This window comes from Photobacterium marinum (assembly GCF_000331515.1).
Classification (GTDB): Bacteria; Pseudomonadota; Gammaproteobacteria; order Enterobacterales; family Vibrionaceae; genus Photobacterium; species Photobacterium marinum.
The window spans coordinates 85,339-105,785 of sequence record NZ_AMZO01000002.1 but is presented as its reverse complement, the minus strand read 5'-3'; the positions used below and the strand labels follow the sequence as shown (position 1 = coordinate 105,785).

Below are 20,447 nucleotides of genomic sequence, written 5' to 3'. Positions count from 1 at the left end.
TCACTACTCTTAAGGGTGGCCGACAAGCCACCCTTTCTTTTCTTTATGACAACACTTTTTATTTCTGACTTGCACCTGAGTGCCGACCGCCCGGATATCACCGACTGTTTTCTTACTTTTATGAAAGAGGACACCAAAGGGATTGATGCCCTGTATGTACTGGGTGATCTGTTTGAAATGTGGATTGGCGATGATGACGATTCCCCCTTCCATCAGCAAATCAAGACGGCCTTCCGGCAACTGACCGACTCGGGGATCCCCTGCTATTTCATTCACGGCAATCGCGACTTTTTAGTTGGCAAACGCTTCAGTGATGAAACTGGCGTCCAGTTATTGCCGGAACATACGGTCATCGATTTGTACGGCAAGCCGACCTTAATCCTGCATGGCGATACCCTTTGTACCCTCGATGAAGCCTACCAGCGTTATCGGAAAAAAGTGCATAACCGCTTTATTCAGTGGTTGTTCTTCCGCCTGCCGCTGGCTTGGCGCCAGAACATAGGTGAAAAGCTTCGCAGCAACAGCGGAATGGCTAACCAGGCTAAACGGGAAGATGTCATGGATGTCACCCCTGATGAAGTAGTGAAAATCATGGCACAGTTTGGGGTGAGAGCAATGATCCACGGTCATACTCATCGACCGGCTATTCACGACTTATCGGTGGAAAATCAACCGGCTGTCCGCACTGTTTTAGGCGACTGGTATGATCATGGTTCGGTACTGGTATGTAATCCAGATGGTAACCAATTGGAAACCAGGAACTTTGCCGAATCATACCGAACATAACATCCCATAAAAAAAGGTATGCCAAGGCATACCTTTTTCATCTCGTCATTTTATTGATGGACTATAGTGTCGCATTCACCAGCTCTAGCTCGCGTCGTTCACTAGCCCAGGAGCGATACATGGTTACGGATGTATAGAACACCACACCAATTACCAACCAAGCCAATAATTGCAGATCCAGAGACTTCACCAGATAAGCCGCAATCACAACACCAATCGGACCGGTAATTGCCACTACCAATGCAGCACGGCTGTTAATACGGTTTTTACGGATAAAACTGCCTGCTGAAAAGAAGCTCAAAAATGCGCACGAGCACATCATGATAGGAAACGCCGCCAGCGGGTGCATACCCAGCAGATACACTAAAGTCATGCATGGGGCGTAAAGGCCAATACCAATCGTCATCAAAGCACCGAACAGGAAGTTACCGGCAATACCGGCCGCTAATTTCCAGCCGCTAAGACCCAGCGCTTCACCACCCAGCGGGAACAACTTCAACTGGCCTGCCAGCATCAATCCGGCCACCACCAGCAAAGCACCGCACATCACCAGACGAATCAACTGACGATCCCAACCGGAAACCAGACGCGCTCCAACTGTTGCACCAAAGCAAGCAGCCAGAACCATGCTTACCAAAGTCACCGGATCGACATCAACCGCAGTCAGGAAAATCAACGACTGGACAGCCGTAGACATCACCGCCTGACAGTTCAGGGTGCCGGGTAAGAGCTGGTCATCAATTAGTTTAAGTTGCTTATAGCCTGCAGTTTTAATTGCAAAGCTCCCTACACCAAGAGTGTCGCAGAAGTTGGCAAAGCCCCCGATAAGACCAATAGGTAAGATTTTTGTTTGCGCTTCCTGCGAGCGATTTTTACGCCATGAATTGAAAAGCATGGCAATAAATACGCCTCCTCCTACAAGCAATCCGGCTTGTATGACTGTAAAGACCGTCATTTGTTACATAAAAATTTCATCAAAGGGGGACTATTGTCCACGAACTTAGAGAATGATTCTATCTTTTTGGCGATTGTCTAAATTTGCTATTACCATCACGTTGTGGAACCATATTTCTTTGTAATACTCGGCGTAAGTCGCGCCATTGATAAAACAATCACTAATATAACACGTACCTTATGGCGCACATTGTCGCCTTTTAATAATAATATCATTAGCTTACGTTAGAGCCCATGCAGTCATATCTTGCTCGACAACCTGTTTTAAACCAAGACAAGGCAACCGTTGGATACGAATTGCTATTTCGTGACGGTCCTGATAATTGCTTTCCTGACGTGGAAGATGAGCAGGCGACAAATCGCCTGCTTGCTGATAATTTCTTCACATCTAACGCGAACCACCTTACTTCTGGGAAAAAAGCCTTTGTCAATTTTCCCCATAACAGCCTGGTTCAACGAATTCCGCTGATGTTTTCCAAGCAGAGTTTTGTTATTGAAATACTGGAAAGCTGCAAACCTGATGACGAACTGCTTGAAGCGGTTATTGAACTGCACCAAAAAGGGTACACCCTGGCACTGGATGACTTTGTTCCTCATACAGCCTGGAATCGCTTCCTGCCATATATCCATATTATTAAGTTTGATATTCGTGCTACACCAATAGCCAAAGCCAGCTTTTTTATTCGCCACCAAAAAACCAAATACAGCAAAATGCAGTTTCTGGCGGAAAAAGTCGAAAACCATGAAGAATTCATTGCAGCTCGCGAAGCCGGATTCGATTTATTTCAGGGCTTCTTCTTCAGCCGGCCGGAAATGATCCAGAACAAGGCGCTCACCCCTTCAGCCCTGACCACGCTAAGACTGTTTCAGGAAATCAGCCAGGAAGACGTCAATTTCAAGCAGGTTGAGAGCATTATCGCGACAGATGTATCTCTGTCTTATAAACTGCTGCGCCATGTCAACAACATGACCTCTTCCCGGTCCAAACCCATTACCTCATTTAAACAGGCTCTGGTGTATCTGGGGGAAGAACGCTTAAGACGCTTTATTACTTTCATTGCCACTTCCCATGCGATGGAAAAGAAACCGGCGGCACTCTATAGCTTGTCCCTTCAGCGAGCTCATTTATGTGAACGACTGGGTAAACTGGTTACGCCTAGAATCGCAGGCAACCAGGCATTTCTGACCGGCCTGTTCTCGTTACTCGATTCGATCCTCGACAAACCGATCGAAGAACTCATTGAACAGTTACCTCTCAGTGAAGAAATTAAGCTGGCACTGGTTAACCAGGAAGGAACTCTCGGGCAGATCCTTCGGTTGATGGAGGCTTATGACGCCGCAGAATGGGATAAAGTGAGCCAATTTTGCCAAGAACTGGTCATTAACGAATCCAACGTTGCAGATCTTTATCTGGAATCAGTAAAATGGGCCACTCTTTTTGAAAAACAGCAACAACAGAGTTATTAATGTCTACGCCAGCCCAATTATGCCCATGCGGCAGTAAAAAAATACTGACGGCCTGCTGCCAGCCGATCCATCAAGATCCATCACAAGCCGAGCAGCCGGAACAACTTATGCGCGCTCGCTACAGCGCTCACGTTCTAGGGCTGGTAGATTTTGTCGTTGATACTTACCACCCAAGCTGCGAGGCCGAACAACATCGTGAAGCCATTGCTGACTCAGTCAATACAGAATGGCTGGAGCTGGAAGTAATCAGCAATGAAATAGCCGCCAACGGTGAAGGCTTCGTTGAATTTAAAGCCTTCTACCGTGATGGTAAGGATGAATACTGTCTTCATGAAAAATCACGCTTCCTCCGCGAACCTCATGGCGAATCAACCCAGTGGTTCTACATTGACGGTATTTACCCAGAGACTATCGAAGAGCAATCAGTTGAAACAACTGCGCCACAGCAACCGATAACCAACGATAAAGTCGGCCGCAATGATCCCTGCCCTTGCGGAAGCGGCAAAAAATTCAAAAAATGCTGCGGCTAAATCACAAGATTTGTCACAGTGATTATTTATGGCAATCACTAAATCGTGACTTAAGCTAATTTGCTAGCACAAAAACAGGAGCTTTCCAGTAAAGCTCCTGTTTTTGCATTAATTTCATCTTTTTTTCCTATCCAGCTCTCACCTCGAAACAAAACCTTAAAACAGCGTACAAAAAACACTCAATAGCATCATTGCATTGTCGATAAATTAATCAGGACTCAACTGTGTAGCGAGACAATGACATGATCAACCCAAACAACAATCTGCCGTTGACTGCTCAGAAACAGCTGAAGAAAGTCACACAGGCATCTCTTATCGATGAGCGTAAGCAAAAAGTCGAAGCCAAAACAAATGAGGAGAAAAAAGAACAACCAAGAAAACATGCAAAAAAGCGTCGCAGGAAAGGACTGCTTGACGTGTATGTCTGAGCACTCAAATGGTTAATAAAAAGTTACCGCAACTAAAGCACTTTCAAGTTCGAACCTTAAAAGTGCTTATTTCTCACCCCGTTCCATCCCACTTCGAATACTCTGCATTCTTGATTTTTTGTTAAGTTAATTTAAATTTAAATTTCCTGTTGCAAAATCAAATAAGCTTGGTTAGTGTGAATAACAAGCAATGAGTAAATAATGATTTCATCAGAGTAAATAATTATGCGTATCCTTATGGCAAATCTACATCACCATCATCATCCTGATTAGTCTTTCAGGAGGATACGCCTCACTCTGGAAGACGCAAAATCACTCTTCCAGCGGTCAATTGCAGTAACAGATCTCAGACCCTCGGAAGAGCTTTCTTCCGAGGGTTTTTTCGTTTTCAGGCATAAAATTTATCGAATACAGGGAACATACCGATGCAGACAGAACGACTAAGAATTGCCATTCAGAAAAAAGGACGCCTGAGCAAAGAGTGCCAGGACCTGTTAAAACGCTGCGGCGTTAAATTCAACATGATGGGTGAACGCCTGGTGGTTCATTCTGAAAATATGCCCATCGATCTGTTACTGGTTCGTGATGATGATATTCCCGGTCTGATCATGGATGGCGTAGTTGACCTTGGTGTAATCGGCGAAAACGAGCTGGAAGAAGTAGGCCTGGAGCGCGCCGCCCGTGGAGAACCATCAGAGTATGTCAAACTGCGTCGCCTTGACTTTGGTGGCTGCCGCCTTTCCATCGCCATCGACAAAGACGCCGACTACGCCGGCCCGCAGGATCTTCAGGGCAAACGTATTGCGACAACTTATCCTCAACTGGTTAAGCGCTACATGGATGAACAGGGGGTTCAATTCAGCACCTGTATGTTGAACGGCTCCGTTGAAGTTGCTCCCCGAGCAGGCCTTGCCGATGCCATTTGTGATCTGGTTTCAACAGGTGCCACTCTTGAAGCAAACGGCCTGAAAGAAGTCGAAGTTATCCTGCGTTCTAAAGCCGTTCTCATCCAGCGCACCGGCGATTTCAACCAAGACAAGACTGAACTGATTGAGCGTCTGCTGACCCGCATGCAAGGTGTCATCCAGGCCAAAGAGTCCAAGTACATCATGCTTCACGCCCCGACTGAATGCCTTGAGCAAATCAAAGCCCTGCTACCGGGAGCCGAAGATCCGACCATCATTCCATTAGCGACGGACAAAAGCCGTGTCGCTATTCACCTGGTCAGCTCCGAGAACCTGTTCTGGGAAACAATGGAAGAACTCAAAGGGCTGGGAGCCAGCTCAATCCTTGTCCTGCCAATTGAGAAAATGATGGAGTAAGGCAATGAAAACCGTTGTATGGCAATCATTAAGCGAAACCCAACAGGAATACGTTCTGCAGCGCCCGGCCATTACTGAAGGGGCTAACATCTCTGCCATCGTTTCCGAAGTGATCGATAGTGTCCGCCAACGTGGCGATGATGCCTTGCTGGAGCTGACCGAGAAATTCGACAAAGTTAGCCCGGAAAGTATCAAGGTCGGTACCGAAGAAGTAAACGCCGCTGCAGATCGCCTGAGCGAAAACATGAAGCAAGCTCTTCAACAGGCTTATGACAATATCGCAATCTTCCACAAAGCACAGAAGCAAAAGCCTCTGCGGGTGGAAACGCAGCCGGGTGTCGTTTGCGAACAAGTGACACGCCCAATAAACTCTGTCGGTTTATACATTCCCGGCGGTAGCGCCCCGCTGCCATCTACCGTCCTGATGCTGGGTGTTCCCGCACAAATCGCTGGTTGCCGCCAGATTGTCCTGTGTTCACCGCCACCAATTGCCGATGAGATTCTCTATGTCGCCAAACTGTGTGGTATCGACAACATTTACAATGTCGGCGGCGCACAGGCTGTCGCCGCCATGGCCTACGGCACCGAATCTGTCATCAAAGTCGATAAAATTTTCGGCCCGGGCAATGCATTCGTAACCGAAGCCAAGCGTCAGGTCAGTAACGACTACCGTGGCGCTGCCATCGACATGCCGGCAGGTCCGTCAGAAGTTCTGGTAATCGCCGATTCCACTGCCGAGCCGGACTTTATCGCAGCCGATCTTCTCAGTCAGGCTGAACACGGTCCTGACTCTCAGGTTGTCCTGGTAACACCAGAACCGAGCCTTGCCGAGCGAGTGGCAGATGCAATCCAGAAACAACTTGCCGAACTGGCACGTGCGGATATTGCCCGTCAGGCACTGGGATCAAGCCTGATTATCGTTGCCGATACCCTGATGCAATGCGTTTCAATATCCAATCACTACGGTCCGGAGCACCTGATTGTTCAGACCAGGGATCCGCGTAGCCTGGTTTCGCAGCTTGATAATGCCGGTTCCATTTTCCTTGGCAACTGGTCACCAGAGTCTGTCGGGGACTATGCTTCGGGTACGAACCATGTTCTGCCGACGTATGGCTATACCCGCACCTACTCTAGCCTGGGTCTGGCGGATTTCACCAAACGGATGACAGTTCAGGAACTTAATGCAGACGGTTTGCAACAGCTGGCTCCAACTGTCGTCACCATGGCCGAAGCCGAAGGATTGGATGCCCACAAACGGGCTGTCACTATCCGCATTGAAAAACTACAGGCGCAACAAAACAGAGCTGTGGCCAACAAGGAGGTTCAATAATGACAATCGCTCAACTGGCCCGCAAAACAGTTCGCGAATTAACGCCCTACCAGTCAGCTAGGCGCATTGGCGGTAGCGGAGATATCTGGCTGAACGCCAACGAATCACCGTTTGCCAACGAATACACCATCAAATGTGACCGCCTGAACCGCTACAGTTCCTGCCAACCGGAAGAACTGCTCCAGGCCTATGCCGACTACGCCAGTGTAAAGAAAGAACAGGTACTCACCTCCCGAGGTGCCGATGAAGGAATCGAACTGCTGATACGGGCATTCTGTGAACCAAATCAGGACAGTATCCTTTACTGCCCGCCGACATATGGCATGTACGCGATAAGCGCTGAAACCTTCGATGTTCAAACCAAGACCGTTCCGCTGACAGCAGAATGGCAACTGAATTTACCCGAGATAGAAACCTGTCTTGACGGAGTTAAACTGATCTTTGTCTGCAGCCCGAATAACCCGACCGGTAACTTAATCAATCGCCGGGACATTGAAGCATTGCTTGATATGACTGCAGGCAAGGCTCTGGTTGTTGTCGACGAGGCCTATATCGACTTTTGCCCTGAAGCCTCAACCGTTGATCTGCTTGATCAGTATCCAAACCTGGTGATCCTGCGAACCCTGTCAAAGGCCTTCGCCCTCGCCGGTTTACGCTGCGGCTTTACCCTGGCAAATTCAGAGGTAATTGAACTGCTGCTCAAAGTGATCGCCCCTTATCCGGTTCCGGTGCCGGTTACCGACATCGCCGTACAAGCACTGTCTCCGTCAGGGCTGGCAAAAACCAAATTCCAGGTTCTCGACATTCACGCTAACCGCGCATATCTGCAAGCGGGCCTGGGTATGCTTCCGGATGTCACTGTCTTTGACGGCTACGGAAACTACTTATTAGTGAAATTCCCTAATGCCGATGCGCTGTTTAATGCTTTATGGGAGCACGGCATTATTCTTCGCCGCTCTCCGATTGAAAACTGCATCCGCATCAGTATCGGCAGCCGTGATGAGTGTGAGAAAACCCTGGCCTTCATCCGAGAACAACTTGAGCAGAAACCAGCATAAAGGATTGATATTGTGAGCAAGGAAAAGATTTTATTTATCGACCGGGACGGCACACTGATTGTTGAGCCACCCGTTGATTTTCAGGTCGACCGACTGGACAAACTCAAGCTGGAACCATTAGTGATCCCGTCGCTGTTAAAGCTGCAGGATGCCGGTTACAAACTGGTGATGGTCACCAATCAGGACGGCCTCGGCACAGAAAGCTATCCACAAGAAGACTTTGATGCTCCGCATCAGATGATGATGGAAATCTTCGAATCTCAGGGCGTTAAGTTTGCTGATACCCTGATCTGCCCACACTTTGAAGAAGACAATTGTACCTGCCGCAAGCCTAAGCTGGGCATGGTAAAAGACTACCTGCGCGGAGGCCGCGTCGACTTCGAGCACTCAGTCGTGATCGGCGATCGTCCGACCGATCTCGAACTGGCAGAAAATATGGCTATCCGCGGCATTCGCTATAATCCGCAGCCGAGTGATGACACCACGATGAACTGGCCACAGATCGTCAAAGATCTTACTACGTCGCCAAGGATCGCAGAGGTGGTACGCACTACCAAAGAAACCAATATCCGGGTTAAGGTCAACCTGGACGAATCCGGCGGCAATATCATCAAAACCGGGCTGGGTTTCTTTGATCATATGCTGGATCAAATCGCCACCCACGGCGGGTTCCGCCTCGTACTCACCGTTGACGGCGACCTGCACATCGACGATCACCACAGTGTCGAAGATACCGCGCTAGCACTGGGTGAAGCGTTGAAAAAAGCCCTTGGCGACAAACGCGGCATCGGCCGTTTCGGCTTCAGCCTGCCAATGGATGAGTGCCTGGCGCAGTGCGCACTGGATCTGTCCGGCCGTCCGTATCTGAAGTTTGATGCTAAATTTAGCCGAGATCAGGTCGGCGATCTTTCAACCGAGATGGTATCGCATTTCTTCCGCTCGCTGACCGATACCCTGGCCTGCACCCTGCACCTGTCATCAAGCGGTGACAACGACCACCATATTGTCGAGAGTCTGTTCAAGGCCTTTGGACGCACCCTGCGCCAGGCAATCCGGGTTGAAGGCAACGAGTTACCAAGCAGTAAAGGAGTACTGTAATGGCAAAAGAAAACCAGCAAGTCGTCATCATTGATACTGGCTGTGCGAATGTCTCATCGGTACGTTTTGCAATTGAGCGTGAAGGTTACAAGGTGACGGTCAGTAAAGAGCCAGGAGTCGTACTTACTGCCGACAAGCTGTTTCTACCCGGTGTCGGAACCGCCAGTGAAGCGATGAAAAACCTGCAGGAACGTAACCTGATTGAGCTGGTAAAAAAAGTCGATAAGCCGCTTCTCGGTATTTGCCTTGGCATGCAGCTGCTCGGTGAGCTATCAGAAGAACAGGGACAAAGCGGTACAGAGCAGGTTCCCTGCCTTAACCTTTGTGCAGCACCGGTAACAAAATTAGAGACCGGAGAGTTGCCTCTGCCGCACATGGGCTGGAACACCATCACCCCGCAGCAGGATCATCCGTTGTTTAAAGATATCCCGGCAGGCAGCTATTTTTATTTTGTTCACAGTTACGCGATGCCTGTTTTTGACAAAGCAGACGGTGGCAAAACCATTGCCAGTTGCGAATACGGAAATGCTTTTTCGGCGGCTGTTCAGAACGGAAACTATTTCGGTGTCCAGTTCCACCCAGAGCGTTCAGGCAAGGCCGGGGCACAACTAATCAGAAACTTTCTTGAAATGTAACGACGGCAAAAGGACTTGATATGATTATTCCCGCACTTGATTTAATTGACGGTCAGGTTGTTCGTCTTTTTCAGGGTGACTACGGTCAGGTAACCGAATATAAGGTTGATCCGGCCGAACAATTTGCCCTTTACAACCAAGCAGGTGCCGACTGGCTGCACTTGGTTGATCTTACCGGAGCCAAAGATACTTCAGCCCGTCAACTTCAGCTTATCGGCAAACTGCTGGCCAGCACCCCGGCTAATATCCAAATCGGTGGCGGTGTCCGCAGCGAACAAGATGTCAACGACTTGCTGGAAGCTGGGGCACAACGCGTGGTCGTCGGCTCCACCGCGGTAAAACAGCCAGAATTAGTGAAGGGCTGGATGGAGAAATACGGCCCGGAATGCATTGTGCTCGCCCTTGATGTCAACATTGATGACAACGGCAACCGAAAAGTCGCTATTTCCGGCTGGCAGGAAGACTCAGGAGTCAGCATTGAAGATCTGCTGGATGATTACTTGACTGTCGGCCTTCGCCACGTACTTTGTACCGATATTTCCCGCGACGGCACCTTAAGTGGCTCGAATGTAGAACTCTACCGGGATCTGTGCGCCAGTTACCCGCAAGTTCAGTTTCAGTCTTCGGGTGGCATTGGCTCCCTGGATGATATTGCGGCGCTGAAGGGTTCCGGTGTTGCCGGCGTGATTGTCGGCCGGGCCCTTCTCGACGGTAAATTCACCGCAGAAGAAGCATTTACCTGTTGGAACAGCTAACCGGACAAGGAGAAAAACATGTTAGCAAGACGAATTATCCCTTGTCTTGATGTCCGCGACGGACAAGTAGTCAAGGGCGTGCAGTTCCGTAACCACGAAATCATCGGTGATATCGTCCCGCTTGCCAAACGCTATGCCGAGGAAGGGGCTGATGAACTGGTGTTTTACGATATTACCGCTTCCAGTGATGGCCGCGTCGTCGACAAAAGCTGGGTTGCCCGGGTTGCGGAAGTGATTGATATCCCGTTCTGTGTTGCCGGCGGAATCAAGTCCGCTGAAGATGCCAGCCGCATCCTGCAATTTGGTGCCGATAAAGTGTCCATCAACTCACCGGCGTTAGCTAATCCGGCGCTGATCACCGAATTAGCGGATAAGTTCGGTGTGCAATGTATTGTGGTCGGCATCGACTCTTACTTTGATGCTGAAACCGAAAAATACCAGGTTTACCAATTCACCGGTGATGAAAGCCGCACCAAAGTCACCCAGTGGGAAACCCGGGACTGGGTTCAGGAAGTACAAAAACGCGGTGCCGGGGAAATCGTACTAAACATGATGAACCAGGATGGTGTCCGGCAAGGTTACGATCTCAAGCAACTGAATATGGTTCGCGAAGTCTGCCATGTTCCGCTGATTGCCTCGGGCGGAGCCGGAGAAATGCTCCATTTCGCCAATGCCTTTAATAAAGCCAATGTAGACGGCGCATTGGCAGCTTCTGTTTTCCATAAACGGATCATCAATATCGGCAAATTAAAGCAGTACCTGAAACAGCAAGATGTGGAGATAAGACTATGAGCCTGGCAGCAAATATTAACTGGGAAAAAGTAGACGGCCTGGTTCCGGCCATCGTGCAGGACAACACCAGCGGCCAGGTGCTGATGCTGGGCTATATGAATGAAGCCGCGCTGGACAAAACACTGGCGAGTAAAAAAGTCACCTTCTGGTCTCGCAGCAAGCAACGCCTTTGGACCAAGGGCGAAACCTCTGGCAATGTCCTGAATCTTAAGAGCATCAAACTCGATTGTGATGAGGATACCCTGCTGGTTAAAGTCGATCCTGTCGGCCCGACCTGTCACCTCAATACCACAACCTGCTTTGACAGTAACACAGCCCAGGAAGGACTGGTTGAACAACCGGCACTGGTGTTCCTTCATCAACTGGAACAGCTGCTGGCTGAACGTAAAGATGCCGATCCAACCTCTTCCTACACCGCCAGTCTCTACGCCCGCGGTACCAAGCGTATTTCGCAAAAAGTGGGCGAAGAAGGCGTTGAAGTCGCGCTTGCGGCAACGTCGGGCGATAAGAAGGAGCTGATCTGTGAATCTGCCGATTTGCTCTACCACCTGATAGTTTTATTACAAGATCAGGGGCTTTCCCTGTCAGATGTCACAGCAAAACTTCAGGAACGTCATAATAAATAATTTGCTTAATAAGCAGAGCATCTATTTTAGAAACGAACTAAAAATAAAAGCCCGGGAATATCAACCCGGGCTTTCTTATTTTCAATTAAGCGCTGAGTGCAATTAATTACTTACCCAACGCTTCTTTATAATGTTTGCGGCAAACAGATACGTAACGATCATTACCGCCAATCACAACCTGATCACCGTCTGCAATTGCGCGACCAGTTTCATCCATACGGATCACCATATTTGCTTTGCGACCACAATGACAGATTGTTTTCAGCTCCACCAGCTTATCAGCCCAGGACAACAAATAACGACTGCCTTCAAAAAGTTCTCCGCGGAAATCAGTACGCAAGCCGTAACACAAAACAGGAATGTGCATCTTGTCGACAATTTCCGTCAGCTGATAAACCTGCTCTTTAGTCAGGAACTGGCATTCATCAATCAGCACACAATCAATTTTTGTGTTCGCTGACATATCCTGAAGCTTTTGATATAAATCGTCTTGCGCACCAAACAGCTCAGCTTCTTCCTGCAGACCAATACGCGAGCTCACCTTACCGACACCGAAACGATCATCAATAGCCGCCGTAAAGATCACCGGCGTCATGCCGCGTTCACGATAGTTAAAAGATGACTGCAATAAGGTCGTCGACTTACCCGCATTCATTGCCGAGTAATAGAAATACATCTGGGCCATGTGGCTCCCCGTCAAAGCGCAAAAAAACTGCCGAAATGCTACAGAAAAGAGGTAAGAATTAAAAGCGCGTGACCGCACGAAAGCACAAAATATCACGCATTATTTAATGATAAAAAGCCTGCAATTTAGTTGCAGGCTTTCATTAATGTCTAACAGTTTGATGCCTAATCAGCTTTTACATTTTAGCCGCAGCAACAGCCGGACGGCGAGCCATCCACATCAGTGCTACACAAACCAGAATGAAGCTAATTACTGCTGCCATAAAGGCTACCGGCATTGAACCTGTCATACCCAGTACCAGGAAGCCAATGGTTGAAACCAAAGCAACAGACAGAGCGTAAGGCAGCTGCGTTGATACGTGATCAATGTGATGACAGCGCGCACCGGTTGAAGACAGAATCGTCGTATCTGAAATCGGAGAACAGTGGTCACCAAATACAGAACCAGCCAGAACCGCACCCAGCATTGGCAGCATCAGCGCAATATCAGAAGCTGCAGCCAAATCACCTGCGATTGGCAGCATGATACCGAACGTACCCCATGATGTACCCGTTGAGAACGCCATCAGGCCAGCCAACAGGAACAGAATTGCAGGTAGCAGTGCCGGGCTGATATTACCTTGAACCAGTGTTGACAGGTACTTACCGGTTTCCATATCACCGATCACGCTACCAATACTCCATGCAAACAGCAGGATAAGGATAGCGCCGAACATTGATTTCGCACCAATCCACAGTGTAGATGCCACATCAGACATTGGCAGACGCTGGCGAATTACCGGGATCATTGCAGCTACAAGACCAACCAGACCACCGTAAACCAGAGACATACCTACATCAGTATTCTCGAACGCACCCAAGATATTAAACGCAATACCATCAGCAGCCAGAGCCTGGTAACCGGTATAAATCATAAAGAAGAAAGTAGCGAAGATAAGAGCAACGATTGGCATTACCAAATCAGCCACACGACCATTTTCACTTTCTTCAATTTCCAGCTCGTCGTTCAGATCTTTTGCCTGGGAGTCGTCACCACCTTCATCAAAGCCGTGACCATGGCTTGCCTGCATTTCATGCTGCTTCATTGCGCCGATATCCAGTTGGAACCAGGCAACAACAAATACCATTAATAAAGCAAACACCGCGTAAAAGTTCATTGGTGCAAGTTGAATGAATGCGCTCAGTGCAGAATATTCTGTCACACCGTGTGATACCAAAATGCCACCGATAAGCGTGATAATATAAGCACCCCAGCTTGACGCAGGCATCAACACACACATTGGTGCAGCGGTTGAATCCAGAATGTAAGCTAGTTTGGCACGTGAAACGTAAAAACGATCGGTAACAGGACGAGAAATAGAACCTACCGCCAGACTATTAAAATAGTCATCGACGAAAATAAAGACCCCTAAAAAAGCAGCAAGCAGTTTTGCACCGCGCTTAGATTTAATTTTTGTCTGTGCCCATTCAGCAAAAGCACGAGTACCACCAGAAAGGGTTAGCAGTGCTGTCGTCATACCCAGCAAAATAAGGAAAGCGACAATACTCATGTTCCAGCTATTAATAGCACCATCATCAATGAACAAACCTTTAACGGTAGTACCCACATATTCTGCAGTCATACCCAGAGAAAAATCTGTCAGCAATAAAGCGCCAAGAACAATACCAACACCTAGAGAAACCAAAACGCGACGTGTCAGAATCGCAAGGCCCAACGCCACTAATGGCGGTAACAATGAAATGGATGAATGGGAAAAATCTACAATATTCATGATCTCAACTACAACCGATACCTGGTTGGAGATCTACTGCTGAGCACGACATAAGTCGTTAAAGAGAAGAGTATAAAGGAAAGCAAGTCCCCTATTCCGACCCCACAGTAGCGCTCCATAGTTAATGTAATTATATACTATGGCAGTGTTGCCCCTATTCGGTGACAACCCCAGCAAGCAGGCTTGATGACCTGTCTCACTTCGGCATCGGCTCCTTTCTCTGGCTATCATCGGAATCACCCTACTGCCAGTTACTTATAGACAATGCGCCTCTACCCTTAGTCAAGGAAGATTTCATTGTACGGAATCATGAACCATTTGCAACAACATAAGATGAAAAAATTAACACATATAGTGAATAATTTTTCCGCAGCGATGAAAAAACGCACAATTGAAGCTTCTATGTATTCCTTAGCACCATTAAATCATATGAAATTACGGACATTCAATTTCCTCAAAGTCTCGATTAATTTCACACTCAACATCATCCTAAAATATAAAAAATGAGATTTTCATCAGCCTAATTCAAAAAAAACTAAAACCAGACCAGATATTTTATTTGGCATCACAGGATTAAACGTATTATTATTGCCAATATAGATTTGAGACTGCTATTATTTATTAAAACAGTTTAAAGCCAACAGGAAATATAAAATGTCTGATGCAATGAAAGCGCTGTTTAACCTTCGTAGCCTTCGTGCTCTTTCGCGTGAATATACTCTGGAACAACTTCAGGAAGCTCTGGAGAAACTACAAACAGTTGTTAGCGAGCGTGAAGAAGCAGAAGCAGAAGAAATAGCTAAAGAAAAAGAACGTAGCGAAAAACTTGCTCAATACCGTGAAATGCTTCTGGCTGACGGTATCGACCCTGAAGAATTACTAGCGAGCCTGAATAAAGCACCTAAAGCAAAACGTGCTGCTCGTCCTGCTAAATACCGTTTCATTGATGAAAATGGTGAAGAAAAAACCTGGACAGGCCAAGGCCGTACTCCAAGCGCACTGAAGAAAGCACTTGATGAAGGTAAATCTCTAGAAGATTTCGAAATCTAATTAAAGCTGAATATAAGCTGAACAAAAGCCCGGAACTTCCGGGCTTTTTTATATTCATATTCCTGCTTATCCATACAAAAAAACGTTCGTGTTTAAAGTCAGCACAGTGAAATTATGTTCATTAAACTCACAATAATTCTCGGTACGACTACAACTAATTTGCATAACGATAATATCGTGTCCACAGATATAATTAGAATTAATACTCTATAACGTCTGCTTTTCTTTGAAAGGTCTTACAGAAGGAAAATTACAACTCCTTACTTTTCTACTCCAGCACTATATCTCCACCCCATGAGGTAACGACATTCAATTACGGGCGATTTCAATACATCAACCACTCGATAGCGAGGGCTAAGACGGAAAAGCTCACTATATGCCCATCATGCGGCTTCTCTCTAGGTGATTAACTTCGTACTTTTCATGGAACAAACAAATATAGCCAAGTACCTTAGGTATACTTGTTCAGCGAAAATTAACTAATACTTGGACCAAACTTTGATTTGATAACATAGTTACTCTAAGTTAAAAATCAGCATCTCAACGTCAAGCTAATAATCTCCCTTTCCATTTTGAAAGACAGGGTCTTACAGCGACTTAGGTATGATAAATAAGATCGCGCTGATGTATAGAAATACGCACAAAAAAGCCAGACATGAATGTCTGGCTTTGTATCATGGATAATTATCGAATCCTGTCAGCAAGATGGCTAACTGCTAATGCAAAATAATGAGAGCGATTCCACTTCAATAATGTCAGGTAGTTACCATATACTAAATACGCCCTTCCATGATTATCATCGGGTTGAATAAGCCAAGCTTGAATATCAACTTTCGGCAAAGCTTTACCATTGATTCTTCTTACCCCAAGCTTCTGCCATTCAGCTAAAGAACGACTTTTATCCTTCTCTACACCAAACAGCTTATCATTTATACCTTTAGGTAATTTAACCTGACGTCCCCATGTATATTCATCATCCCAACCAGACTTCTTAAGATAATTGGCAGCAGATGCAAACACATCCGCTTCAGTCTGCCAAATATCAATCCGGCCATCATTATTACCATCAACAGCAAAAGTTAAAAAAGATGTCGGCATGAACTGCGGCTGGCCCATTGCCCCGGCCCATGACCCCTTCATCTCTTTTGGCGAAATATGTCCTTGATCGAGAATTTGCAGCGCTGCCATTACCTGATTACGGAAAAAAGCTTCTCGTCGACCTTCATAAGCAAGTGTTGAAAGCGCTTCAACAACATTGTAATTCCCCATCAGACGACCAAAATTACTTTCTACGCCCCACAGAGCAACAATAAACCTTGGCTGAACACCATATTGTCGCCCGATTTTATCCAATGTCTTTTTATGCTTACGATAAAGCTCATTTGCCTGTTTTACTTTCCAGTCAGGCACAGCCCGAGGAAGGTATTCATCCAGTGTCAATTTCTTCTCTGGCTGATTTTTGTCAGCTTTAACCGCTCGCTCAACAAATGTAATACCGTCAAAAGCAGAGTTGATGATCGACTCTGAAATTCCTTTTTCACGGGCTTCAACCTTCAGCCCGAGTACATATTCGTCAAATCCTTTGTCTGCATCTGCAGCCATAGCTACAGATGAGAATCCTAATCCCAAGGCCACCAGGGCCGATATCAATCGCTTATGCATACTTACCCTTTATGAATTATTTCCGGCCATTGAAGCCTTATACTCATCAAGTAAATTAGTCACCGGAGGTGGTACCTGCAAATAAAAACCGGCTGTTGCCAATGCGTCTTTTACTTTATCCACATCTGCCAGCGCTAATTTACGTCCGTTATCCAGGTTCAACACCATAACAAACTGAGGAGTACCAAAAGTCGCCATCAGGCTTTTCGGTACCTGTGAAAAATCATCTTTATTGTTGATATATAGATACGTGTTTTCTTTTTTAGGGCTTTTATAAATTGCACAAAACATCAAAAGTAGCCTGTCAGTTGAATCTGTCACCTAATTCAGACCGCAATAATGCAGAATCATTCCCTCTGAGTACCACCAAATGGGCGTTCAGATGAGATGCTTGTCTGAATTTCCAACGCTAAAGCAAGGATAGCTTGCTGTCATACCCTTAGGAATATAACATGCAAGTACCTATGTGATAACGTACCTGAACGGCTAATTTAGCGACAGTCATTGAGTTGAGTATGGCAAATACAGCAGAACTTAAAGGGGGCTCATTTACGCTCTCAGCCCTGCACCTCGTAGACGGGGATATTGAAAAGGCAGCCGACTTTCTGAAAGAGAAAGTTGACCAGGCGCCGAATTTTTTTGCCTCTGCCCCTGTTGTCATCGACATCAGTCAGACAGATGACCAAATTGATTTCGCACAGCTGAAAACAGCGGTGCAAAAAGCCGGTATGATACCTGTCGGGATCAGTGGTTGTAAAAATGCCCGATACCAGAGCCAGGCTAAAGAGGCCGGCTTTGCTATCATGAATGCCGCTCGACAGGCAAAAGCTGCTGAGCCAGTGATGGTTCCGACTAAAATCATCCGTACCCCGGTCCGTTCCGGGCAGCAAATCTACGCCAAAAACAGTGATTTAATTATTATGAACCACGTCAGTGCCGGTGCAGAAGTCATTGCTGACGGTTGTATCCATATCTATGGAACCATGCGTGGACGAGCTATTGCCGGCGCCAACGGACAACAGGAAGCCAGAATTTTTTGTCATAACTTGCAATCTGAACTAATTTCCATTGCAGGTAACTACTGGCTCAGTGATAAAATTCAGGACGAATTCTGGGGTAAAGGTGTCGTTATCTCACTAGCTGAAAATAATTTAAACATAGAGCATCTGGCTCTATAGAGTTTGATAAGGAATTAATTGATGGCACGTATTATCGTTGTTACCTCGGGCAAAGGTGGCGTTGGTAAAACAACTTCCAGTGCAGCTATCGCATCGGGCCTGGCGCTAAGCGGCAAAAAAACAGCAGTTATTGATTTTGATATCGGCCTGCGTAACCTTGACCTGATTATGGGTTGCGAACGCCGTGTCGTATATGATTTTGTTAATGTTATCAACGGTGAAGCAAATCTTAATCAGGCTTTGATTAAAGACAAGCGCGTTGATAACCTTTTTGTTCTTCCTGCTTCACAGACTCGTGATAAAGATGCACTGACTCGTGAGGGCGTTGAGCAAGTACTGAAAGACATGGATGAAATGGGCTTTGAGTTCATTATCTGTGATTCTCCGGCCGGCATTGAAACCGGTGCCCTGATGGCACTGTATTTTGCCGATGAAGCCATTGTTACAACAAATCCTGAAGTCTCTTCAGTACGTGACTCTGACCGTATTCTTGGCATTTTAGATTCAAAGTCGCGTCGTGCAGAAGACGGTGCCGATCCGGTCAAAACTCACCTGCTACTTACCCGCTATAACCCGGCGCGTGTAACGCTGGGCGAAATGCTGAGTGTGGTTGATGTTGAAGAGATCCTGCACATTCCGCTTCTGGGTGTGATTCCTGAAAGCCAGGCAGTATTGAATGCATCTAACAAAGGTGAACCTGTCATTTTCGATAAAGGTTCTGACGCAGGTATGGCTTACGAAGATACAGTAGGTCGTTTACTGGGCGAGGAGCGCCCATTCCGTTTCTTAGAGGAAGAGAAAAAAGGCTTCCTGAAACGTCTATTTGGAGGCTAATTCAACTATGGCTTTGCTAGAATTCTTCCGTCCCAAAAAACCAACATCTGCGAGTCTGGCAAAAGAAAGGCTTCAGATTATCGTTGCGGAAAGACGCTCCGCAGGCCAGGGTGAACCAAGCTACCTGCCACAACTTAAGCAGGATATCCTGGAAGTGATTCGCAAATATGTCGAAATCACTCCTGACCAGGTGAGCGTAAACCTGGATCAGAAAGAAGAAGATCTTTCTGTTCTGGAACTGAACGTTACCCTGCCTGAAGAAGAAGGCAGCCGCTAATCGGCTGATGCGATTAAAAAGCCCCGGCAGTGCCGGGGCTTTATTATATAGAGCAAAAATAATAGGAAACTGAAACGCTTTCTATCGCTTCAATAGTGGCATTACACGTTCTTCAAACAAGGCTTTGCGCCAGGTTTTCATCATGTCCGGCAGGTCATCCGCTGGCATTTGTTTTTTCCATGCCCATGAGATCAACTGGTTAACCTGTTTTTTCGATGCCAAAAACTCAGGAGCCAAACCTGTTTCTGCTTCCACTTTCGTGACTTCATCTTTGATGCGCTTTACCAGTTGCTTGTAGCCAGGTAAATCAACAAGGCGAACAATCTTTTCTGGGTAATCCAACGGTGACATCTTGTCTACATCGTAAACCATTTTAAGCAAACGACCGGCATGGCGCTGGATTTCCATACTATCAAAGCCTTCCTTTGCCATTACCGCTTTGGATTTAATATTGAAACGCGCCAACTTCCACAAGTGCAGCTCTTTCACGATAAAGTTCAGTGCCAAATCGCGCTTACGTGCTTCCAGCATTCGCCACTTAGCCGCCTTCTGCAAAATCGCCAACTGTTTCGGATCTAACTGCCAGGCATTTTTAATATCCAGGTAAGCTTTTTCCGGATCGGCCTGCTTCATACGCTTTAGCATCAAAGAAGAACATTCCTGCTTCAGCGCATCCAGCCAACCTTTAGCTTCAACCTGCTCATATAACTTTTCATATAGAGGTAAAAGGTAAAATACATCCGCTGCCGCATAATCAAGCTGCTTAGTGGTCAGGGGACGTGCCAACCAGTTAGTACGAGCTTCACCCTTATCCAGCTCAATACCAAGAAAATCATTAACCAGAGTTCCGAAACCGGCAGAAACACCGTAACCAAGGAAAGATGCCATCACCTGTGTATCCAGCATAGGTACTGGCAGACAACCGGCATAATGCTGGAACACTTCCAGATCTTCACCGCAGGCATGAAGCACTTTGATGACCGACTGATCACGCAGCAGAGCCCATAAAGGTTCAAGATCGTCGATAGCCAGCGGATCAATCAATACCAGGCTGTCACCATCAAACAGCTGGATCAGTCCCAATTTCGGGTACAGTGTCCTGGTACGGACAAATTCAGTATCAAGCATCACTGCCGATTTCGTTCGGGCATGCTCACATACGACATCCAGTCGCTCGGTTGTTGTTACGATTTCAAAATTCACAGCAAA

22 protein-coding genes, 1 riboswitch and 1 other annotated feature are annotated in these 20,447 nt (G+C 46.9%); of the genes, 16 read left to right on the top strand and 6 right to left on the bottom strand.

Going from position 1 to position 20,447, the window contains the following annotated elements:
- Positions 1–45: 45 nt before the first annotated feature.
- The gene (gene lpxH / locus C942_RS01870; protein ID WP_007461829.1) at positions 46–786 is read left to right on the top strand and encodes a UDP-2,3-diacylglucosamine diphosphatase; all 741 of its coding nucleotides are present in this window, start codon (positions 46–48) and stop codon (positions 784–786) included.
- A gap of 61 nt (positions 787–847) precedes the next feature.
- On the opposite strand, the gene C942_RS01865 is transcribed toward lpxH, so the two are convergent.
- A complete protein-coding gene (locus tag C942_RS01865) occupies positions 848–1,741 on the bottom strand; it encodes a sulfite exporter TauE/SafE family protein (RefSeq protein ID WP_036798358.1) in 894 nt (297 codons plus the stop codon).
- 233 nt (positions 1,742–1,974) lie between these two features.
- Here C942_RS01865 and C942_RS01860 point away from each other — a divergent pair, with 233 nt between their 5' ends.
- From C942_RS01860 to hisIE, 11 genes are all read left to right on the top strand, one after another.
- Positions 1,975–3,207 (top strand): EAL and HDOD domain-containing protein, encoded by a 1,233-nt coding sequence (locus C942_RS01860; protein WP_036798356.1) that lies wholly within the window; start codon positions 1,975–1,977, stop codon positions 3,205–3,207.
- Complete coding sequence (locus tag C942_RS01855; RefSeq protein WP_083882288.1) at positions 3,207–3,737, top strand: YchJ family metal-binding protein; 531 nt, start codon at positions 3,207–3,209, stop codon at positions 3,735–3,737. Before C942_RS01860 ends, C942_RS01855 begins: the two co-directional genes overlap by 1 nt.
- A gap of 242 nt (positions 3,738–3,979) precedes the next feature.
- On the top strand, positions 3,980–4,165 hold the full coding sequence (locus tag C942_RS01850) for a hypothetical protein (RefSeq protein WP_007461822.1): 186 nt from the start codon (positions 3,980–3,982) through the stop codon (positions 4,163–4,165).
- A gap of 248 nt (positions 4,166–4,413) precedes the next feature.
- Positions 4,414–4,551, top strand: a sequence feature (His leader region).
- A gap of 39 nt (positions 4,552–4,590) precedes the next feature.
- Positions 4,591–5,487, top strand: a complete 897-nt coding sequence (gene hisG, locus C942_RS01845) for an ATP phosphoribosyltransferase (RefSeq protein ID WP_007461820.1) — start codon at positions 4,591–4,593, stop codon at positions 5,485–5,487.
- 4 nt (positions 5,488–5,491) lie between these two features.
- Complete coding sequence (hisD, locus tag C942_RS01840; RefSeq protein ID WP_007461817.1) at positions 5,492–6,817, top strand: histidinol dehydrogenase; 1,326 nt, start codon at positions 5,492–5,494, stop codon at positions 6,815–6,817.
- A gap of 5 nt (positions 6,818–6,822) precedes the next feature.
- A complete protein-coding gene (hisC, locus tag C942_RS01835) occupies positions 6,823–7,875 on the top strand; it encodes a histidinol-phosphate transaminase (protein WP_198287461.1) in 1,053 nt (350 codons plus the stop codon).
- Between the two features lie 12 nt (positions 7,876–7,887).
- Positions 7,888–8,973: a bifunctional histidinol-phosphatase/imidazoleglycerol-phosphate dehydratase HisB gene (hisB, locus tag C942_RS01830; protein ID WP_007461812.1), complete on the top strand. Its 1,086-nt coding sequence runs from the start codon at positions 7,888–7,890 to the stop codon at positions 8,971–8,973.
- Positions 8,973–9,608, top strand: coding sequence for an imidazole glycerol phosphate synthase subunit HisH (gene hisH, locus C942_RS01825; protein ID WP_007461810.1), 636 nt, complete (start codon positions 8,973–8,975; stop codon positions 9,606–9,608). Before hisB ends, hisH begins: the two co-directional genes overlap by 1 nt.
- 20 nt (positions 9,609–9,628) lie before the next feature.
- The gene (gene hisA, locus C942_RS01820; RefSeq protein ID WP_007461807.1) at positions 9,629–10,363 is read left to right on the top strand and encodes a 1-(5-phosphoribosyl)-5-[(5-phosphoribosylamino)methylideneamino]imidazole-4-carboxamide isomerase; all 735 of its coding nucleotides are present in this window, start codon (positions 9,629–9,631) and stop codon (positions 10,361–10,363) included.
- 18 nt (positions 10,364–10,381) lie between these two features.
- Complete coding sequence (gene hisF / locus C942_RS01815) at positions 10,382–11,155, top strand: imidazole glycerol phosphate synthase subunit HisF (RefSeq protein ID WP_007461805.1); 774 nt, start codon at positions 10,382–10,384, stop codon at positions 11,153–11,155.
- On the top strand, positions 11,152–11,781 hold the full coding sequence (hisIE, locus tag C942_RS01810) for a bifunctional phosphoribosyl-AMP cyclohydrolase/phosphoribosyl-ATP diphosphatase HisIE (protein ID WP_007461803.1): 630 nt from the start codon (positions 11,152–11,154) through the stop codon (positions 11,779–11,781). Before hisF ends, hisIE begins: the two co-directional genes overlap by 4 nt.
- Positions 11,782–11,887: 106 nt before the next feature.
- Here the strand turns inward: hisIE and C942_RS01805 are convergent, their stop codons facing one another.
- Both C942_RS01805 and C942_RS01800 read right to left on the bottom strand, forming a co-directional pair.
- Positions 11,888–12,466 carry a thymidine kinase gene (locus C942_RS01805; RefSeq protein WP_007461801.1) on the bottom strand — a complete coding sequence of 193 codons (579 nt, stop codon included), beginning with the start codon at positions 12,464–12,466 and terminating at the stop codon, positions 11,888–11,890.
- Positions 12,467–12,641: 175 nt separating this feature from the next.
- Positions 12,642–14,237, bottom strand: a complete 1,596-nt coding sequence (locus C942_RS01800; RefSeq protein WP_007461799.1) for a Na+/H+ antiporter NhaC family protein — start codon at positions 14,235–14,237, stop codon at positions 12,642–12,644.
- 100 nt (positions 14,238–14,337) lie between these two features.
- Positions 14,338–14,520, bottom strand: a riboswitch (Lysine riboswitch).
- Between the two features lie 371 nt (positions 14,521–14,891).
- Between C942_RS01800 and C942_RS01790 the strand changes: the two genes are divergently transcribed.
- Entirely contained in the window at positions 14,892–15,287 is a 396-nt protein-coding gene (locus C942_RS01790; protein ID WP_007461797.1) for an H-NS family histone-like protein, read from the top strand.
- A gap of 684 nt (positions 15,288–15,971) precedes the next feature.
- Here C942_RS01790 and C942_RS01785 read toward each other — a convergent pair.
- Positions 15,972–16,949: a lytic murein transglycosylase gene (locus tag C942_RS01785; protein WP_007461795.1), complete on the bottom strand. Its 978-nt coding sequence runs from the start codon at positions 16,947–16,949 to the stop codon at positions 15,972–15,974.
- Between the two features lie 9 nt (positions 16,950–16,958).
- Complete coding sequence (locus tag C942_RS01780) at positions 16,959–17,240, bottom strand: YcgL domain-containing protein (RefSeq protein ID WP_007461793.1); 282 nt, start codon at positions 17,238–17,240, stop codon at positions 16,959–16,961.
- Positions 17,241–17,464: 224 nt separating this feature from the next.
- Here C942_RS01780 and minC point away from each other — a divergent pair, with 224 nt between their 5' ends.
- Genes minC through minE form a run of 3 tightly spaced genes read left to right on the top strand, consistent with a single transcriptional unit; the run spans position 17,465 to position 19,238 of the window.
- The gene (gene minC / locus C942_RS01775) at positions 17,465–18,127 is read left to right on the top strand and encodes a septum site-determining protein MinC (protein ID WP_007461791.1); all 663 of its coding nucleotides are present in this window, start codon (positions 17,465–17,467) and stop codon (positions 18,125–18,127) included.
- Positions 18,128–18,148: 21 nt separating this feature from the next.
- Positions 18,149–18,961: a septum site-determining protein MinD gene (minD, locus tag C942_RS01770; RefSeq protein WP_007461790.1), complete on the top strand. Its 813-nt coding sequence runs from the start codon at positions 18,149–18,151 to the stop codon at positions 18,959–18,961.
- A gap of 7 nt (positions 18,962–18,968) precedes the next feature.
- Positions 18,969–19,238 carry a cell division topological specificity factor MinE gene (minE, locus tag C942_RS01765; protein ID WP_007461788.1) on the top strand — a complete coding sequence of 90 codons (270 nt, stop codon included), beginning with the start codon at positions 18,969–18,971 and terminating at the stop codon, positions 19,236–19,238.
- An 81-nt stretch (positions 19,239–19,319) separates the two neighbouring features.
- Here the strand turns inward: minE and rnd are convergent, their stop codons facing one another.
- Positions 19,320–20,441 carry a ribonuclease D gene (gene rnd / locus C942_RS01760; protein ID WP_036798473.1) on the bottom strand — a complete coding sequence of 374 codons (1,122 nt, stop codon included), beginning with the start codon at positions 20,439–20,441 and terminating at the stop codon, positions 19,320–19,322.
- Between the last annotated feature and the right edge of the window lie 6 nt (positions 20,442–20,447).

Coding starts and splice junctions, on each gene's coding strand:
- lpxH (WP_007461829.1), top strand. CDS start 46: ATGACAACACTTTTTATTTCTGACTTGCACCTGAGTGCCGACCGCCCG.
- C942_RS01865 (WP_036798358.1), bottom strand. CDS start 1,741: ATGACGGTCTTTACAGTCATACAAGCCGGATTGCTTGTAGGAGGAGGC.
- C942_RS01860 (WP_036798356.1), top strand. CDS start 1,975: ATGCAGTCATATCTTGCTCGACAACCTGTTTTAAACCAAGACAAGGCA.
- C942_RS01855 (WP_083882288.1), top strand. CDS start 3,207: ATGTCTACGCCAGCCCAATTATGCCCATGCGGCAGTAAAAAAATACTG.
- C942_RS01850 (WP_007461822.1), top strand. CDS start 3,980: ATGATCAACCCAAACAACAATCTGCCGTTGACTGCTCAGAAACAGCTG.
- hisG (WP_007461820.1), top strand. CDS start 4,591: ATGCAGACAGAACGACTAAGAATTGCCATTCAGAAAAAAGGACGCCTG.
- hisD (WP_007461817.1), top strand. CDS start 5,492: ATGAAAACCGTTGTATGGCAATCATTAAGCGAAACCCAACAGGAATAC.
- hisH (WP_007461810.1), top strand. CDS start 8,973: ATGGCAAAAGAAAACCAGCAAGTCGTCATCATTGATACTGGCTGTGCG.
- hisA (WP_007461807.1), top strand. CDS start 9,629: ATGATTATTCCCGCACTTGATTTAATTGACGGTCAGGTTGTTCGTCTT.
- hisF (WP_007461805.1), top strand. CDS start 10,382: ATGTTAGCAAGACGAATTATCCCTTGTCTTGATGTCCGCGACGGACAA.
- hisIE (WP_007461803.1), top strand. CDS start 11,152: ATGAGCCTGGCAGCAAATATTAACTGGGAAAAAGTAGACGGCCTGGTT.
- C942_RS01805 (WP_007461801.1), bottom strand. CDS start 12,466: ATGGCCCAGATGTATTTCTATTACTCGGCAATGAATGCGGGTAAGTCG.
- C942_RS01800 (WP_007461799.1), bottom strand. CDS start 14,237: ATGAATATTGTAGATTTTTCCCATTCATCCATTTCATTGTTACCGCCA.
- C942_RS01790 (WP_007461797.1), top strand. CDS start 14,892: ATGTCTGATGCAATGAAAGCGCTGTTTAACCTTCGTAGCCTTCGTGCT.
- C942_RS01785 (WP_007461795.1), bottom strand. CDS start 16,949: ATGCATAAGCGATTGATATCGGCCCTGGTGGCCTTGGGATTAGGATTC.
- C942_RS01780 (WP_007461793.1), bottom strand. CDS start 17,240: ATGTTTTGTGCAATTTATAAAAGCCCTAAAAAAGAAAACACGTATCTA.
- minC (WP_007461791.1), top strand. CDS start 17,465: ATGGCAAATACAGCAGAACTTAAAGGGGGCTCATTTACGCTCTCAGCC.
- minD (WP_007461790.1), top strand. CDS start 18,149: ATGGCACGTATTATCGTTGTTACCTCGGGCAAAGGTGGCGTTGGTAAA.
- minE (WP_007461788.1), top strand. CDS start 18,969: ATGGCTTTGCTAGAATTCTTCCGTCCCAAAAAACCAACATCTGCGAGT.